The organism is Paenibacillus sp. V4I7, from assembly GCF_030817275.1.
Classification (GTDB): Bacteria; Bacillota; Bacilli; order Paenibacillales; family NBRC-103111; genus Paenibacillus_E.
The window spans coordinates 3,257,903-3,274,628 of record NZ_JAUSZD010000002.1; the positions used below are offsets into that span (position 1 = coordinate 3,257,903).

Consider the following 16,726-nt stretch of genomic DNA (forward strand, 5'->3'; position numbering starts at 1 on the left):
CGCTTTCAGGACATATGTATAAAATACGGGTTTTGTGAATAAGTATCGGAATAGCTAGGCCTAAGCCTATCCCCTCATCAACTCTAGCTGTCAGCATGTTGGTACGACGTTGGACATACAAAAAAGCCTTTGGATTTTATTCCAAAGGCTTTTGTCCAAATATCCCCTGCCCTAGCCTGCTGCCGCTGAACTGCTCCTTGTCTTGTCTATAGTTCACCGTTGAATAAACCTTGTAGACTCGATTCAATATGAGTTACTAATGTATTCAAGGGATTTCCGATTTTCACATCCATTTCACACTCAATTTTTTCGGCAGTTTCGACCATAGATAATTGTGCGACAGAGACGATCTTGTTTTGATTAGAGATAAGCAAACCCTTAATATAATTAGATAACTCGTTAACATATTGTTCTTTTTTCCCCTGCATTATTAGCTCGAATGTATTCTCTATGATTTGTACGTCGATATTAATTGGTTTAACATGTGTAGTTGCAAATTCATTAAGCCTTCTCATCGTTCCTTCGACTGTTGCTGGATTAGTAAATAGTAGCACTTGTGGCTCTGTTATACTGCAAACATAATGGAAAAACGGCTCGTCAATTTTTATGATAGGAACTGATGTCTTAAGTTGTTCGTCGTCGAGAAGAGCAATGTAGTTAGTACATGTAATTAGAATTGCATCAACCTTGGTACTGGCTATCCATTCAATCTGATCATTTACCTTGTTTTGGGCTTTTGTTAAATCAAAAGTTTCATCTGATGCGATTCTACTCATTAAGCCTGGGTCGACAAAGTGTACTAACTCCAAATCATTTGAAGCAATAGCTTTTTGAATATACTCAATATTAGAGTAGTGGGCATGCAAACAACCAATCTTTCTCTTCATTTAATAACCACCCCACTTAAATTTTCCTTATACTATCAGATTATTGTATTTTTATCCAGAACAATTTGTTTTCATTTCTTGAGCCTGTCCTTTCCTTCAACAGACATGTCGACTTCTTCAATTCCGTTAATTAAATCTTCCCTCAAACTACCCTGGTAGTAAATATCAATTATCCTTTCAATAAATTCATTGTTATTCATCTTAAAGAATTTTTGTTGATTCTGCCTTAATACATTCTTGGCTTTCAAAAATTATGTCCTCTCATATGAAGTCGCATTACATTATATTTATTATAGTAATTGCTTTCTGCACGGTCTCATCCAGTTTTCTGGTCTGCTCGACCAGTGCAGTCAGCCGTTCCGTAGCTGTACCGCCTCGGCCCTTGCGTACCGCCAGCTTCTTCGCATTTGCCTTATAATTTTCGATTATTGCCGTCATCGCAAGCACCCCGGCATTTTTGGCCGCAGTATTTTCGCCCAGCTTCACCGTCATGCCTGCCCTAACATGAACGTTTAGCGGAGTGCAGGCTGCCACCCGACAGCCCTTATGATAAGACAACGAGAAAAAACGGCCCTATCGCATCTATTTCGCGATAGGGCCGTTTTTGTATTTAAGATATTTTTATGTTGTTGGATTAAATTGCAAAAGCTGATGTGATGATTACCAAAAGAATAAAAAGAACCAAAATAAATGCTACGTTTTTGCCCATACCATAACCTTCACCATAACCTACTGCTCCCATGTTTACTCATTCCCTTCAGTGGTTTTTCACTACGGTATAAATATATGTTCGGTACATAGTGCTTGCTTGGACGTATACCATTGTGAGGCAAACGCTGAGGAAACGAGCAAACGTATCGTAATTGATGCTTTTACTGAAAAGGCTATTTCAATTGCAGTTACAAGAGAGATAAGCTTCTTCTTAAAAATACGACTCTTCGCCCCCAACGTGCCAATCGAAAGCTGTGATCTCAATGGGCTTTAATACCTGCCTAAGAAAAAGGTCGTTTTTCTCAAACGCTGTTAAAGACCCATGCTTCTTGCTATTCTGTAGGGACGGGCAGCCTCACGAACTTAATGTCGACTGTTTGTATGTTAGAGTTGCATTTAAACCATTCACCGATTAGTTCTTCTAAGATAGTCCCTCATGCTTTCGGATGGTAGCTCGAATGTCCTTATTAATAAACCCTTAGCTTTATGAGACCAAGTTCTTGTCAAAATCGGGTCGGGATCAAGTTCTTGTCTTTTGGTTTTGACAAGAACTTGATATGCAGTATCGGGGATGCAAAAACCCGTATTCCGGAATGCGAACATTTTTCTAATAAGGATTGTGATTTGGAGAAATACTTTTATGGAATATGACAGGGGGTGAACTATAAACATGAGCAAAACTAACGACACCAACAATCCAAAACATGCCACGTCACGATCGAACAATCCGAACGATCAAGGAAGAACTGGAGTTCAAAAAAAATCGAAATAAAGCTGACGTACCAGTCAAATACTATCAAAACATCTCAAACCCGGGTACTTGACCGGGTTTTTCGGGAAATTATAACAACAAACCACTTCTGACAATGGAGTTAGTAAGAGTAAGTAATTGCTTTATTCTGCCCATTAACGTAACAAGGCTACCGATTAATTCACGCGGCAGCCTCGTATTGTTCTTCTTTAGTTCAATGACTACCGTATGCTTTATTTAAGATATCCAAAAGTTTTTTTGTTCTGGATTCCTCGATTGTGTAGATTGTTCCCGTATTCGGAAGCTTCCTATGTGTACCTTTTTCGAGTTGGTTAATTATCCAGAGATAAAACTGATCATTTCCTAGGAGTTTCGGAAGAAATATGTTTTACCAAAAATTCATAGTGATTATAAAGACGATTTATCAACATAGGCATGATTAGATAATTCATGTCTGTCCTTGGCAATGGTTCGGACTTTTTTGAATTCCCCCGATATATTGGCTTAGGTAACACATCGGAAGTTGGATTTTAGGCGATACTTCTTAATAAATAATTTAAAGCGGTTCCGTATTACCAATTGCTTAGTTCAATTGATAGGTCTTAAATTCCGCACTAAGGCACTCCCTTTTTTGCAACGTAACATTGATTCCGTAATTCGTTAAACTTATTCGTTCACCAATTGTAGGATCCAGTCTTTAATATCAACAATTCGCAGTGTTTTTGGCCGGGTATTCGTTCCGGATATAATTAATGGGACAAGTGAGTCTTTTTCATGCAACGAGCCATGTGCCCCTCCGCCGATGTGGGTAGGGGAGCTTTCACCGACGAGTTCATAACCAGGTTGGACCGTGACGACAACATATCTTCCTTCATGAGAATGCATAGCCCCGTATAGCCTCGCCAAAACGTCAGGATACTTCCCATACTTAATATTGTTATTAGTTGTCGTAATATCCACGAGACCTGGCTCGCCCGATATAGTCCACGATTGTCCATATTCATCCGTATAATCACCACCAGGACGATAATAAAACATTTTATCGTTTTTCCCTGCTATAACACGAACATTTTCATCGTCTTTCATTGCAATAATGTCGAGCTTTTCCTCATTTTGCAAAAGCTTCACTACGTCAGATAACTGCACATTCGCATCGATCGCATAGACATAGGCCATCCGTTCATTTGTGGAAATCACAATTTGGTCTTCGGTCCTTACCGGTTGATTTAATTTCGCAATGCGGTAACGGTTCAATAGCGGCCTTATTTCAACAGTGGCTGCCTGCCGATCATCGTAGACAGCGCTTTGCGCACTATCACCCATAATGATCCATACCGCATTCTTTACAGCCTGCTCCCACGATCCGTAAGCGTTAAGCACGACTTGAAGTCCTTGATCCGCTTTTTTAATCCCACCAAAATGATCCGTACCCTTTCTATGTACTTCGTTATCATTCTCCGGAAAGTAAGTGATGGTTACATTCGGAAGCTTTTTTTGACTAATTAGAAAAGCGGTGTCTTGTGCAGAAAACTCATCGTTCATTCCGTATTTTTTCCACATAGAAGCGTTCCGGTCATTCTTCGAGTCCAGTTGTGCAAGAGCTGCATAGGAGAACAACGTAGGTCCTGTTATTTTCATTTGTTTAGGCAAACGCGTGCTGAATGATAACAAGCGGGGCACTGTTAAGGTGTGTTCTGTTTTTCCTCTAAAAACAATAGCATTTATTGACGCAGAGTGTTTTCCTTTTTCGGCCAACTCTTCATGAATCGTTTTAATTTCTTTGTTTAGTTGAACCTGATTTAACTGATAAATAGCATCCGTTAATACTTGCAATTGATCAATTTTCAACGCTTCTTTGGCACCATTTCCGTAGAAAATCATGCGGTTCTCTTTACCACTGTACCAAACAAGTCCGGGCACATGATGCCGGTCTGCGTACGTCCCCGTTAATAAAGTGCTATCGATCGTCACGGACATCGTTGGAAACGAACTCACAATCTCTGGGAAGTATTGTCCGTTATTAAGCAGAAATTGTATCGCAGGTGCATGACCTTGCCCAATCGCTTCTTGCAAAGGTTTATCCATTAAAGAATCAATAAGGATACATATGACAGGTTTTGTATTTTGATTTGTTGTGATAGGAGACTCGACGCTTTGTTGGTTTAGCCGTGGGCTGGGGTTTGCCCTGCAACCGATACTAAGCAAACTTAGACTTATCATTAGCAGAATGGCAATTTTATCTTTTGTTTTCAATTGTTTACCCCTTTCTTTTAATCAAGAAAAAATCAAATGAATCCCACCTCGTTAATATAAGGATGGGATTCAAGCGTATCATTTATCGGGCGTTTGGAATAATTCGTTGGACCATTTCGTTAAATTCTTCGAAAAATCCGGTAACAGGTCTTCCTTGTCCTACATCCGTTACATACCTATTAGTACGATCCACAAATTCAGGATTGGTGGAAACATATACATTTTGAATACTTGGATCGACTGCCCTAATTTGCTGGGCGATTTGATCTTCCATCTCACGGGAGAGCTGGCCTTGATTATCGTTCACTGCGGCAGCTACATAGGCGTTTCTTCGCGTCACAAGCACATTCGCTTGCCTCACGCCATTTAATTGTCTAATCTTTTCTGCAGCTTGATTGGCGATATGAACTCGGGTATCCAAATTCTTCTGCGGTTGATCTTGGGCTTGCTGCATTTGAATCCCTGGCTGTTGCGCTTGGTTATTGTTCGTCGTGCAACCCATCATAATAACCGAAATGATGAAAAGCAATGTAATCCCTTTAAACAATTAGCTCCACTCCTTCAGGTAATATGCTTTTAGTATGCTTTTTGATTCATTATTAATTCACATATTTTTCTTACTTTTGAATCAGCAAAGGTTTTACGTATCATACCAATTTTTCCAGCCTGTTTTTCTGAGGGAAATTTCACTCCTTCTCTTATCAACTGAAAGTAAATATACCCAATTTTTGTTAATATTATTAAAATATAGGAAATATTAACCTGAATTTTTTTCAATTTCGCAGGTTAAATTATCTTTCGTGACATAATCCGAAAGATGGTGAATTGCCATTAACATTTCAATCTCGCCTAGGCTCTATCATTGGTTTGTTCGTCCGAAATGGTTTACCAAAAAATATATTCACGAACACTTGCAATCCCATTTTACATTTGAGGGTCAGGCCGTACTGGATTTCGGCTCCGGAACTGGAGCGAATTGCTCTATGTTCCATCCGTTAAATTATCTAGGCATTGACCCTGATGCTAAGCGTATTGACTATGCAATGCGAATATATCCCCGCCATACATTTCAAGTCTTGGAAAGTGATAATTTACCTGTCAAGAATGAATCGGTCGATTACCTGCTCATCATCGCTGTGTTACATCATATTACTTCGAATGAAATATCAAGTTACATGAAAGAATTTCAACGAATTCTAACACCTAACGGAACCATCATTGTAATGGAACCGTGCTTATTTATGAAAAAACCGTTATGCAACAGATTTATGAAATGGTACGACAACGGTGAGTATATTCGTAATGAACAAGAATATATTGGATTGTTTCGAGATCACGATTATGACTGTAAGGTCATAAAACGATTTCGAAAATGCTTTTTATACCATGAATTATTTTTTTTAGCAAAATTGAAATCACTTTAAAGTTGGTGAATAAAAGAATCCCTCCTTATGCAACCACCTTCAAGAAACGTAGCAAAGCAGGTTCTGTTCAACATTAGCACTTCTTATTTTGGAGTAAATCTGTCCGTTACTTCAATAAAAAAAAAAACGGAGCTGCCGCGAGGCAAGCTCCTTCACTTATCATAATTAATGTTATGGTCTATTTAGAGTTTTTCTTTTTCAACAATTGTCTGTTCATATCTAGAAATTTTATTATTAAGACGTTCAAACACGTTCTTCATATCTTCCATTTTTGTAATGAGCTGCTTACGCTGCTCGATTAGGAGTTCTTTTCTAGCCTCCATGGTTTCATCACCCTGTTGAAACAACCCAACATACTCAATCAAAATTTCAACAGGAAGACCTACGCCACGCATACATTTGATAAATTCAACCCACCTACAGTCTTCTTCCGTATAATCCCTGATTCCGCTTTTATTGCGGTTCACCCGTGGAATTAGTCCGATTCGTTCATAATAGCGAAGTGTATCCTGTGACAAAACATATTTTTCACTTACTTCGGCTATCTGCATTCAGATTTCACCTACCAATTTCATATCAAGAACGTCCATGAAATTGGATAGGACGTTCTTGTCGTTTCTTATATCAAACTGCACCAATTACCCGATGGGGAACATAGAGCTCTTCCAGTGATGCCATTTCTTCAGGAGTTAATGTAATCAAAAGAGCAGCTACCGGATCTTCGAGATGAGACATTTTCGTAACACCAATAATGGGAGCTGTTACCGGTTCTTTTTGAAACAACCAGGCAAGAGCGATTTGAACCCGGGGAACGCCACGTTTTTCTGCGATTGCTGCAAGGCGATCTACTATCAAACGATCCGTACTTGCAGTCGCAGCATATTTAAATCTCTGAGCTTGATCGGTTTCGGAACGATACGTTGTTTCCGACCAATCACGCGTCAATCTTCCTGAAGCTAGCGGGCTGTAAGGGATCACACCGATTTTCTCTTCCTTACAGAGTGGCATCATCTCCCTCTCCTCTTCACGGTATATGAGGTTTAAATGATTTTGCATCGTCACAAACCGGGTCCACCCATTTTTTTCAGCTACATGTAATGCCTTTAGGAACTGCCATGCGTACATAGCAGAAGCACCAATATATCTGGCCTTCCCGGCCTTCACAACATCATGCAAGGCTTCCATCGTTTCTTCGATAGGCGTATTATAATCCCAGCGATGGATTTGATAAAGGTCTACATAATCCGTTCCCAATCTCTTAAGACTCTTATCAATTTCACTCATGATTGCCTTTCGGGAAAGACCAGCACCATTAGGACCTTGATGCATACGGAAATGAACTTTTGTGGCGATGACAATCTCATCACGATTCGCATAATCCTTTAGCGCTCGTCCAACAATTTCCTCGCTTGTTCCGTCTGAATAAATATTCGCCGTATCAAAAAAATTGATACCAAGCTCTAGAGCTTTATTTATAATAGGACGACTACTTTCTTCATTAAGTACCCATGGATGAGTCCACCGCTCTGCTACACCAAAGCTCATACAGCCAAGACAAAGCCGAGATACATCCAAGCCTGTATTTCCAAGTTTCACATAGTCCATTTGGTTGTTTCCCACTTTCCATTAGATATTTTTTCCTTCATATGTAGTTTACTCTCTGGAGTTAACTCCAAGTCAAGTGATTGTGCTTGCAGTGCGTGTTTAGCTATCCTGCCTATTACTTGAACTAGAGTAAAGGGCTGAATATTCAGCCCCTCCTCATCAAACCGTACATGAAGTTTTCCCTCATACGGCTTTCCGATGTTCTTCAATCATGAGCATGCGGATTACAACAACGTTTTAAGCCCCATTTGTCTGGCAATATATTTAACTTCTTGAAATGAACGCATCCATCTATTTCTTTGTCTTTTCTTAGCATACCAGCGGGTTAACCTTTGCAGTATGTACCAGTCCAACTTCGCTAATTTCCTATGGCTGTAGGTCGTGTGGTAGTAATTTCTCCATCCTTGAATTTTAGGATTGAGCCATCCTACCTGTTCCTCAAAAGAGCGTGAACGTGAACTCGGTGGTGCAAGTCTTTCTTTAACCACTTCCCGTATGCGTTCTTCTGCCTTTTTCGTTAACCACTGTTGCGTTGTGAAATACACGTTGCCTTGGGATGTTTCTGCTTTTGTTTTCCGATGGTGCATGCCTAGAAAGTCGAATCCTTCGTCTCCTATCCACAAGCCTACTATGCGTGTTTTGGTGGGGTGTAAGGTGAGTTCTAAACGCTCCATAATCGTAACGATGAGTTTGTACGCATGGTCCGCTTCTTTCTTCGTCTTGCAAACTACAACCAGGTAAGTAGCCCGAGGGAATCACACCCTCAGGCCCTCTCAGAACCGGACGTGAACCTCTCGGCTCATCCGGCTCCCATTATCCAGCCGTAGGCAGTATTCCCATCTGCCAATGTGCAAACAGTTTAGGAAGATTCTTTGCAAGTCGTCCCATCCAATTTATCGCCCGTGTCTTGTGCCTCTCCAATTTCTTGTATTTCCTTCTTGCCCAATGGATGAGTGCCTCGTTCATATGGCGTAAAACGGGATATAGTTGCGACTTGTAGAAGTGCCCATAGTAGTTGATCCACCCTCTAATCGAGGCATCGAACATCCGCGACAGGTCATCAATGGCCACGTCCGGCTTCAAATGCATCCGCCATCCTCTAATCGTCTGCCTCATCGCTTTGCACGCCTTGTTGCTCACTGCTGGCGTGAAGTTGATAAAGTGTTTTCCGAACCGATTCTTCGATCGTCTTGGCCGAAAGGTATACCCCAGAAAGTCGAACTTAATTTCGGAATGCTCCCCTTTTCGGTCATCATCTTTGCAATACACAATTCGCGTTTTATCCGGATGCAGTTCGAGTTTACATTGCGTGAACCGTCCTTTGAGTTGCTCAAGCAGCCGTTCAGCTTCCTCTTTCGTACGACAGTGGATCACTGCATCATCCGCATATCTTGCCCACGGATTATTGAAATGCTCGAGTCCCATCCATTTATCGAATGTATAATGCATGAACAGATTCGCAAGTACTGGGCTGATGACCCCGCCTTGCGGCGTGCCGGAGGTTCGTTCTACAATGTCTCCATTCTTCATTTGGAACGGAGCTCTTAGCCATCTTTCGATGTAGAGAATGATCCACGCACAGTCCGTATGTTTCTTTACTGCCTTCATAAGCAACCCATGATCGATGTTGTCGAATAGACCTTTAATGTCAAATTCCAACACCCAGTCATATCTCCAACATCTGGTTCTTGTTACTCGAACCGCATCAATCGCGGATTTCCCCGGTCTGTACCCATAGGAGTCGGAGTGAAATATAGGTTCCACCATCGGCTCAAAGACCAGCTTAACTGTCATTTGCGCGATACGATCTGAGACGGTTGGAATCCCCAATATCCTTACCCCGCCATTCTTCTTCGGTATCTCTACCGCCTTAACTGGCGGGGGAAAGTAACTTCCCGAGGACATTCTGTTCCAGATTTTAAAGAGGTTGTCTTTCAGGGTTTCCTCAAACTTTTGAATCGACTCTTCATCGACTCCGGCCGCTCCCTTATTCGCTTTGACTCGCTCATAAGCTTCCCATACGATGTGCTTTGAAATTTCATACGACTTTGTTTTGTCCATTTGTTCCTCCCACTTTCGCGGTTGACGTATTTTCAAAACTGGATAACACAGCCCCTTGGCTCCGCCACCTTTTCAGTGGGTTCATCGCTACTACGGGCTATTCCGCCCCTATACTCCGCATTTGTACTTTCATCCTTGCGGGATTTCCGCTTGGATTTTTCCATTCGCATCGGAGTCGTAGGTTCCCACGTTCCGAACAAAAGCCTGTGTTACGTTCACGCCGCCTTCATGCCGGTCACCATCTGGACAGTAAACAGGTTTCCTCCAGACTCATCCCAGGCCAACGACTCCCTCCTGGTTTTGATGACATCCCTACGCTTTCGACACTTTATCAGCCATTGACTTGTGTTCGTCTCCGTAACACTCACCTGACAGAGTCTTGCTCTGCCTTTTCCTTAACGCTCACCACCGACGGCTTTTGACCGCAGCAGCTTAAGGTAGTTTGAAGCCTCCGCCTGCACAGCGACTCCGAAGGGCCCGCCTTCATCTTTTGTTCAGCATTGCTTTGGCTTTCTTACGCGCCATGCATTCGTGGCGCACTGTCGTCTGCGTACCGTGTCAACTCACCTACTCCTTTTCCATGTTTCTCCCACATTTGATCGAAGTAGTTGAGGTAGATATTCGCCAGTAACGGCGAGATGACGCCACCTTGTGGTGTGCCTAAGTCGGAGCGTCTTACCGATCCTTCTTCCATAACTCCCGCTTGTAGCCACTTCCTAATTAACTTCAATATCCGCCTGTTTACGGTTGCAGGCTTTACGGATTCGGTCTAGTGCTCCCTTTGCACCACGTTTCGGGCGAAATCCGAAGGATGTTTCATGAAAATCCGCTTCAAAGATGGGTTCAATCATTAGTTTTGTTGCCATTTGTACGACTCGGTCTCGAACCGTCGGTATTCCGAGCGGTCTTTGTTTTCCATCCTTTTTAGGAATGTATCGACGTCTCACTGGATCAGGATGGTATGTACCTTCTTGTAGCTCACGCTGACATTCCTTGATGAACGAAATCTCCCCGTGCTTTTCGATGTCTGCAAGAGTAACGGCATCAATACCAGCCGCGCCTTTGTTAGCACGCACTCTTTTCCATGCTTCGCATAGAACGTCCCATCTGTGAACCTTGTCGTACAAGGAGTGGAACTTACGTTTCTTGTTTTCCTCGGCTGCATGACCTAGCTTTTCTTGGAGTTGTTGAACTTTTTCCTTTGGTGTCGTTAGCCGATTGGCATTCACTCACTCGTACCTCCTTAAAAAGCATAAACAAAGCAGGGCTCCTTCCCTCCCGAAGGTTATGTTGTCCTTCGGTTCTTTGGTACTATGAGCCCCTCGGACTCCCTTCCTACAGACGGCTCACTTCGCTTTTCGAGCTTATAGAGTGTCTCTTTACGGTTTCTAAAAAAAAAAAAACGTGCAGGGGAGGGTCTCCCCAGTTCACTGCATTATCTTTCATACCATGCCGATCCCTTTACACCGGAGGATTCTTCACTGCTGTTCCAAGATCTACGCAGCTTCCTTGGCCTTCGTCTATGTTCACGAGACTCAGCTTCCTCTTGTCCCTCTTGCGAGGCCTCTTTGACGATGCGGCAGGATTCACTTGATGTTACGGCCTGGTATGTTGCTCGCCCTGCCTCTGACAAGTACTTTTGTCGATGCGCTTTTACGCACAGATTTCGCCATACGCAAGCATCCTAGCTACAAGGGTGGCTTGGTCCTTCCCGTGGTTGGACTTGCACCAACTAGATAATGCGTGCCTCTGGGCACGCTGAACAAAAATAGGAGCTGCGGCGAGCAGCTCCTTCACTATCGTTCTGAGTTAGGTCAATGTTTTAATAACAAAACATGCTTAATGAAACTCTGATTATTAGATGTGGTGATTCGATTTCAAATTTAATCTTTAAACTAGTGTTATAACAGTTATTTCCGGTCGACACATGAACCGAATTGGTCGTACCGACACACCAATACCTCGATTTGTATAAAGGGTGAGAGGCTTGTCTTTCCCAACATGATACAGTCCGGATGGATATTTGACGCCATAAGGAACCGAAGACAGTGGTCCGATTAGCGGGAGCCTCACTTGACCGCCGTGGCTATGACCCGAGAGTTGCAAATGGACGGATTCTAAGGCAGCAACATCGGCAAAATCTGGTGCATGGGATAACAATAATACCCACTCGTCTTTTTTCACCATTTTCATAGCAGTCTTTAGATCAGGTACGCCCTCCCACATGTCTTCTACCCCAGCGATCCAAATGGATTGGGTGCCTTTTTGTACCCTAATACCTCTATTACGCAGGCAGTGAAAACCACCATCCTCTAGAACGCCCGCAACTGCATTAGCATTCCCATAGTAATCATGGTTGCCGAGCACTGCATAACAGCCGTATTTCGCTTTTATCGTATTTAATACATCACGAATATCTTTATTATGGTGACCGAGAGCATAATCAACTAGATCGCCAGTAAAGCACACGATGTCCGGTTGTTCCGCCTGAATCTGCTCTACTACGCTGGTTAATTGCTTTACATCTAAATGGAATCCAAAATGAAGATCGCTGAATTGCACCACACGTAGTCCCTTGAATGCTTCCGGCAGTGTAGGAAACACCAACGATACACGCTCCACTTGTAACCAGCGGGGCTCTACCAATGTGGCATACCCGTAACTCAAAGGCGGTATTGATAGTAAACCACCCATCCCCAGGACACTTTTCTTTAAAAAACCACGACGAGTCATTTTCTCAATGTTTGACATATCACTATCATATATCAAAAAGTTATAAGTTACTATTTACTAATCTCTATAGTTATCTAATTTAAACAGCCTACCGTATCCGGGTCGACAACCAAATTGTCTTATTATGAAACTCTCATTTCTCGTTAGCTTAAAGCCCAAGATAGATTATTCAACTTACTTTTTTTAGATCAAGATCTCTTTATCCATAAACAATTCCCTCTTAAAACTTAAAATTGTTGTTGATCGAACTATAATTTCCCGTTTATAAAAACCAAAACGCTAATACACCGCCCAAACCTGCAAGTGTAACTATAATCCCGCCAAAACGTGTTGACCATACATACAACTCCGATGGCTTTGTTGCATCATTAGACTTCCAACTCTCTGTAACTGTCCACACGATTGACGGCTTAAGTAACATTATTAATCCCAGAATAACAAGAAGAACGCTTATAAATCCCATATAATCTCCCCAATCGAAACAATATTAGCAGCTTTCTCATGTTTAATCCTTCTTTCGACTAATTCTCATCACTCTCACATCATAGGTGTACGCCGATTTTTATTTTCTCTAACTCATCGTTCGATAACTTCTGCATTTACTAATTATTAATATATATAAGAAATAACAACAAATGTACCGATCGATTGAAGGAGTGGGTTTAGATGTCCCGAAAGTATATGCCTTTCCTTTTAACCGCATTAACTGCATTTTTGCTGTATGGTTGTCAAGGAGAATTGTCTTCCGAACTGTTAACTGCTGACCATTTATCTACAACACCAGCTGAATCACAAACGCCGGTGTCTTCTCCTATACCAACTTTACTTCCAATTTCAATTACCTCACCAGAACCTCAACCCCTACCCTTACCGCAAGAACCAATAACGATCCTGTTTGCGGGAGACGCTATGTTTGACTGGTCTGTTAAAGAAGCAATCGCCCAGTACGGCCCTGATTTTCCGTTCGTTCATGTTAAAGCAGAAGTAGAGAAAAGCGACTTCGCATTCGTCAATCTGGAAAGCGCAGTTACGCTTGAGAATGACAAAGATACCAACCAGATTTATAATTTTAAATCCAATCCGGAATCACTAATAGGGCTAAAAAATGCAGGCTTTGACATGGTTTCGGTCGCCAATAATCATTCGATGGATTTTTTACTGAAAGGTTTTCTGGATACACTTGATAACCTTGACAACGCGGGATTGCTCTATGTGGGGGGCGGTCATAATGCCAAAGAAGCATACAGTGCGAAGAGCATCGTTTTAAAAGGAAAAACGGTAAAATTCCTGGCATTCTCTCGCTTCATACCAACAGGTGATTGGTTCGCTGGTCCGAATACGCCGGGGATCGCCCAAGCCTACGACAGGATACCGGTGCTGGATGCAATAGCCCGTGAACGTGAGGACGCTGATTATGTGTTGGCTTACATCCATTGGGGGGTGGAAATGAAAAACCAACCGGAAAAGTGGCAGCGCGACTTCGCTCGCCAAATGATCGATGCTGGAGCGGATGCGATCGTTGGCAGTCATGTGCATGTGCTGCAAGGGTTTGAATTTTACAAAGGGAAGCCTATCGCTTATTCCATTGGCAATTTCCTCTTTCCTGACTATGTAAGCGGTCCGAAGGCGGATACAGGACTGCTCTACCTAACGCTGAACGGCGACCGTATCGATATGTCCTTTCACCCTTATTACATCGAGAAAAACCAGATTGTTCCTAAGGGGGATGCATATGTCAAAAAGCAGCAAACATATCTGAAGTCGATTTCCTACGGAGTGACGCTGGATGGACCGAATGTGCGAATGCAAGAAGGAATAGCAAGCCTACAAGCAAGTACTAAATAAGTTTGCTTAAGAAAGCCCAATCATTTCCAATTGTCAGATGAAGATTACGGAGATCATTGACGTGTGATCTCAAATAAAAGGCAGTGGTAGTATCCGACGGAAAATAATGTCTTATACTGCCGCTGCCCTTTTTTCAACTATCGTTTCTAGTTAATTCGATAAAAGATCACGTCTAGGCAAATGGAGTGACAAGCAATTATCATAAAGCGTATTCTGAGACATGGGAGGTTATCAATATGACATACAGGAGCAAATCAGTCAAAAGCAAATGGATTAAAACGAAATGGTTAATTAAGCATAGAAAGCTAAAAAAATACATCCCTCGTACGATGTTATTCAACAGTAAAACTCTAAATTTGATGCTGTCGTCTTTTTCTACCATATACTTTAAACCTACCGACGGTACAGGTGGAGCAGACATTATTCGGATCAAAAGAAAAGATAGTGGGTATCAAACTCAATTTAAATCAGTTAAATCGTACTACTCAAGCAGGAAAAGTTTATACATGAAGCTTCGCCGATTTTCAAAAAGAAGATCATTTTTGCTTCAGAAGGGTATACACTTGGCCACAACGAAGGGTAGACCATTTGACGTCCGTGTTATGGTACAGAAGACGACAAAAGGAAAATGGGTAAGCAGCGCAATATTCACAAAAATAGGCAGGACGGGTAAGGTCGCTACGAACTATCATCAAGGCGGAAAACTTGGTTATTTCTTTCAAACAATGGCCGGAGCAGGATATAAAAGCGCATCTATCCAAAGAAAGAAAACAGAACTAGAATGGTTGGGATCTACCGTTGGAAATCATTTCGATTGTTATAAGAACGGCTTTAGGGAGTTAGGCTTGGATGTTGCTTTAGATGCAAAAGGAAAACCTTGGATCCTCGAGGTTAACACAAAACCCCAGTTTTATCCCTTAAAACATATGAAGGATAAAAAAATGTATCATCGTATTTTATCTATTTCCAAGATGTATGGAAGGTCAAAATAAGATCATTAGGGAGCTGTGAATTTCAATTCTTTCCTTTAAATTGTATACAAAAACAGCAGTCCAATAGTCTTTGAACTGCTGTTTTTATTATATCTTGTCAACCAACGGTTTAGTTGTTCTTTCAGCGAGCGATTTGTGGTTATGAAATTAATTTTAAACCAACTGCAGCGCTTAATACCATCGCGATGAACATAATCCGCTTCCAATCACTGGATTCGCCATAGTACAGCATCCCAACGACTGCGCCGCCAACTGTACCGATCCCTGTCCAGACCGCATAAGATGTGCCCATCGGCAGGCTTTTCATCGCTAGGCTCAGAAGCGCAAAACTCATAACAATGCCTACGATGAAAATGCTAAAGGAGCGGATGGTTTTCGCTTTATTTATTTGGTTCATGCCAACGACGCCTACGATCTCGAACATCCCGGCAAACATGAGAAAAATCCAACCCATTAGACGGCAGCTCCTTTCTTATCTGGCTCTTTTGTCACAAATTTGAGCCCAAATACGCCGGATAAAAGCAGCAAAATAAGGAATACTTTAAGAAATCTGAACGGCTCTCCGAACAGCAGCATTTCCACTAATACGGTGCCGGCTGTCCCCATTCCGGTGAAGATAGCATACACAGTCCCCACAGGAAGCTTGGTAGACGCGCTAATAACTAGATGAAAAGAGATATACATCGCAATAATAGTGCCTATCCACATCATTGTCGTATCCGAATGTTTTAATCCTGTAACCCACATCACTTCAAATAAAGCGCCGACAAATATATAAACCCAATTACGATTCATGTGTATGATCCTCCTGCTGTTTTACGATTTGATGCCACGCCAATATACGAACCAGGAAGCTTCAATCCTCTTAAGCGACCGTTCAGCTCCTCCAAATAACAACTCAACAAACATGCCATCCAGTACAGCAAGAAAAGCAACTGCCGCCATTTCACTGCTGACATCTGCATGAATGATCCCGTCTGCTATCGCATGATCGAACAAAGGGATTAACATGGTTTCAAGTGTATCTAAATAATTATAGCCTTGTTTAACAATCTCATCATAGAGATGGGTAGGCGGAAAAAAGGCAACCCGCAAGAAAAATTTGGTGTTATCATCTTGTTCGTAGCAATCTTTATATTGGATAAGAAAGCCATAAAAAAGCAGATCAATCGATAGATGCTTATGGCGATCGAGATACTCGACAACAAAATTTAATTCCTTCGCTAGCACATCGTTAAACAGATCAAGAAAAAGTTCATCTTTCCCCTTGAAATGTGTATAGATGGATTGTTTTTTGATGCCTACCTCCGCAGCAATATCTGCAAGCGACGCACCTTCATATCCGTTTTTGGCAAACTGTCTGAGGGCCACCTCTTTGATCCGAGTTGCAGTCATTTGATCCATCCTTCCGAACGTTCGTCAGGAAGATTGTATCACGTTCTCCGATTTGGGGCAACCACTACT

The 16,726-nt window shown here is 42.0% G+C and carries 20 protein-coding genes; 3 read left to right on the forward strand and 17 right to left on the reverse strand.

All coding sequences use genetic code 11. The features are described from left to right. Positions 1 to 206 precede the first annotated feature (206 nt). The 6 genes from QFZ80_RS16090 to QFZ80_RS16115 form a co-directional block, all read right to left on the reverse strand. The gene (locus QFZ80_RS16090; protein WP_307545494.1) at positions 207 to 887 is read right to left on the reverse strand and encodes an aspartate/glutamate racemase family protein; all 681 of its coding nucleotides are present in this window, start codon (positions 885 to 887) and stop codon (positions 207 to 209) included. A gap of 71 nt (positions 888 to 958) precedes the next feature. Further along, positions 959 to 1,135, reverse strand: a complete 177-nt coding sequence (locus QFZ80_RS16095) for a hypothetical protein (RefSeq protein ID WP_307545492.1) — start codon at positions 1,133 to 1,135, stop codon at positions 959 to 961. A gap of 28 nt (positions 1,136 to 1,163) precedes the next feature. Next, a complete protein-coding gene (locus QFZ80_RS16100) occupies positions 1,164 to 1,421 on the reverse strand; it encodes a hypothetical protein (RefSeq protein ID WP_307559973.1) in 258 nt (85 codons plus the stop codon). Positions 1,422 to 1,521: 100 nt separating this feature from the next. Then, positions 1,522 to 1,629, reverse strand: coding sequence for a YjcZ family sporulation protein (locus tag QFZ80_RS16105; protein ID WP_307545488.1), 108 nt, complete (start codon positions 1,627 to 1,629; stop codon positions 1,522 to 1,524). Positions 1,630 to 3,015: 1,386 nt separating this feature from the next. After that, a complete protein-coding gene (locus QFZ80_RS16110) occupies positions 3,016 to 4,569 on the reverse strand; it encodes an alkaline phosphatase family protein (protein WP_373460408.1) in 1,554 nt (517 codons plus the stop codon). Between the two features lie 115 nt (positions 4,570 to 4,684). Next, positions 4,685 to 5,149: a YhcN/YlaJ family sporulation lipoprotein gene (locus QFZ80_RS16115; protein WP_307545484.1), complete on the reverse strand. Its 465-nt coding sequence runs from the start codon at positions 5,147 to 5,149 to the stop codon at positions 4,685 to 4,687. Positions 5,150 to 5,513: 364 nt separating this feature from the next. On the opposite strand from QFZ80_RS16115, the gene QFZ80_RS16120 reads away from it, so the two are divergent. Next, entirely contained in the window at positions 5,514 to 6,026 is a 513-nt protein-coding gene (locus QFZ80_RS16120; RefSeq protein ID WP_307559974.1) for a class I SAM-dependent methyltransferase, read from the forward strand. Between the two features lie 182 nt (positions 6,027 to 6,208). Here the strand turns inward: QFZ80_RS16120 and QFZ80_RS16125 are convergent, their stop codons facing one another. From QFZ80_RS16125 to QFZ80_RS39080, 8 genes are all read right to left on the reverse strand, one after another. Then, the gene (locus tag QFZ80_RS16125; RefSeq protein ID WP_307559976.1) at positions 6,209 to 6,577 is read right to left on the reverse strand and encodes a MerR family transcriptional regulator; all 369 of its coding nucleotides are present in this window, start codon (positions 6,575 to 6,577) and stop codon (positions 6,209 to 6,211) included. Positions 6,578 to 6,650: 73 nt separating this feature from the next. Continuing rightward, positions 6,651 to 7,631, reverse strand: coding sequence for an aldo/keto reductase (locus QFZ80_RS16130; protein WP_307559978.1), 981 nt, complete (start codon positions 7,629 to 7,631; stop codon positions 6,651 to 6,653). Positions 7,632 to 7,855: 224 nt separating this feature from the next. Further along, positions 7,856 to 8,218: a group II intron maturase-specific domain-containing protein gene (locus tag QFZ80_RS16135; RefSeq protein ID WP_307559980.1), complete on the reverse strand. Its 363-nt coding sequence runs from the start codon at positions 8,216 to 8,218 to the stop codon at positions 7,856 to 7,858. A 226-nt stretch (positions 8,219 to 8,444) separates the two neighbouring features. Then, positions 8,445 to 9,692 (reverse strand): group II intron reverse transcriptase/maturase, encoded by a 1,248-nt coding sequence (gene ltrA, locus QFZ80_RS16140; RefSeq protein WP_307559983.1) that lies wholly within the window; start codon positions 9,690 to 9,692, stop codon positions 8,445 to 8,447. Between the two features lie 514 nt (positions 9,693 to 10,206). Continuing rightward, complete coding sequence (locus QFZ80_RS39325; RefSeq protein WP_483874722.1) at positions 10,207 to 10,422, reverse strand: reverse transcriptase domain-containing protein; 216 nt, start codon at positions 10,420 to 10,422, stop codon at positions 10,207 to 10,209. After that, positions 10,409 to 10,921, reverse strand: a complete 513-nt coding sequence (locus QFZ80_RS16145) for a reverse transcriptase domain-containing protein (protein WP_483874723.1) — start codon at positions 10,919 to 10,921, stop codon at positions 10,409 to 10,411. Before QFZ80_RS16145 ends, QFZ80_RS39325 begins: the two co-directional genes overlap by 14 nt. A gap of 661 nt (positions 10,922 to 11,582) precedes the next feature. Next, entirely contained in the window at positions 11,583 to 12,386 is an 804-nt protein-coding gene (locus QFZ80_RS16150) for a metallophosphoesterase (RefSeq protein ID WP_307545476.1), read from the reverse strand. Positions 12,387 to 12,687: 301 nt separating this feature from the next. Further along, positions 12,688 to 12,888 carry a DUF6199 family natural product biosynthesis protein gene (locus QFZ80_RS39080; RefSeq protein ID WP_373460103.1) on the reverse strand — a complete coding sequence of 67 codons (201 nt, stop codon included), beginning with the start codon at positions 12,886 to 12,888 and terminating at the stop codon, positions 12,688 to 12,690. Between the two features lie 203 nt (positions 12,889 to 13,091). Here QFZ80_RS39080 and QFZ80_RS16155 point away from each other — a divergent pair, with 203 nt between their 5' ends. Both QFZ80_RS16155 and QFZ80_RS16160 read left to right on the forward strand, forming a co-directional pair. Next, the gene (locus tag QFZ80_RS16155; protein WP_307545474.1) at positions 13,092 to 14,270 is read left to right on the forward strand and encodes a CapA family protein; all 1,179 of its coding nucleotides are present in this window, start codon (positions 13,092 to 13,094) and stop codon (positions 14,268 to 14,270) included. 236 nt (positions 14,271 to 14,506) lie between these two features. Next, positions 14,507 to 15,262 (forward strand): YheC/YheD family protein, encoded by a 756-nt coding sequence (locus tag QFZ80_RS16160; RefSeq protein WP_307545472.1) that lies wholly within the window; start codon positions 14,507 to 14,509, stop codon positions 15,260 to 15,262. Positions 15,263 to 15,401: 139 nt separating this feature from the next. Here QFZ80_RS16160 and QFZ80_RS16165 read toward each other — a convergent pair whose 3' ends face one another. From QFZ80_RS16165 to QFZ80_RS16175, 3 genes are read right to left on the reverse strand one after another with little or no spacing between them, the layout of a single operon-like run. Further along, positions 15,402 to 15,716, reverse strand: a complete 315-nt coding sequence (locus QFZ80_RS16165) for a DMT family transporter (RefSeq protein WP_307545470.1) — start codon at positions 15,714 to 15,716, stop codon at positions 15,402 to 15,404. Further along, positions 15,716 to 16,057, reverse strand: coding sequence for a DMT family transporter (locus tag QFZ80_RS16170; RefSeq protein WP_307545467.1), 342 nt, complete (start codon positions 16,055 to 16,057; stop codon positions 15,716 to 15,718). The genes QFZ80_RS16165 and QFZ80_RS16170 overlap by 1 nt, the downstream gene beginning before the upstream one ends. Before the next feature lie 21 nt (positions 16,058 to 16,078). Continuing rightward, positions 16,079 to 16,657 carry a TetR/AcrR family transcriptional regulator gene (locus QFZ80_RS16175; RefSeq protein ID WP_307545465.1) on the reverse strand — a complete coding sequence of 193 codons (579 nt, stop codon included), beginning with the start codon at positions 16,655 to 16,657 and terminating at the stop codon, positions 16,079 to 16,081. Positions 16,658 to 16,726 lie beyond the last annotated feature (69 nt).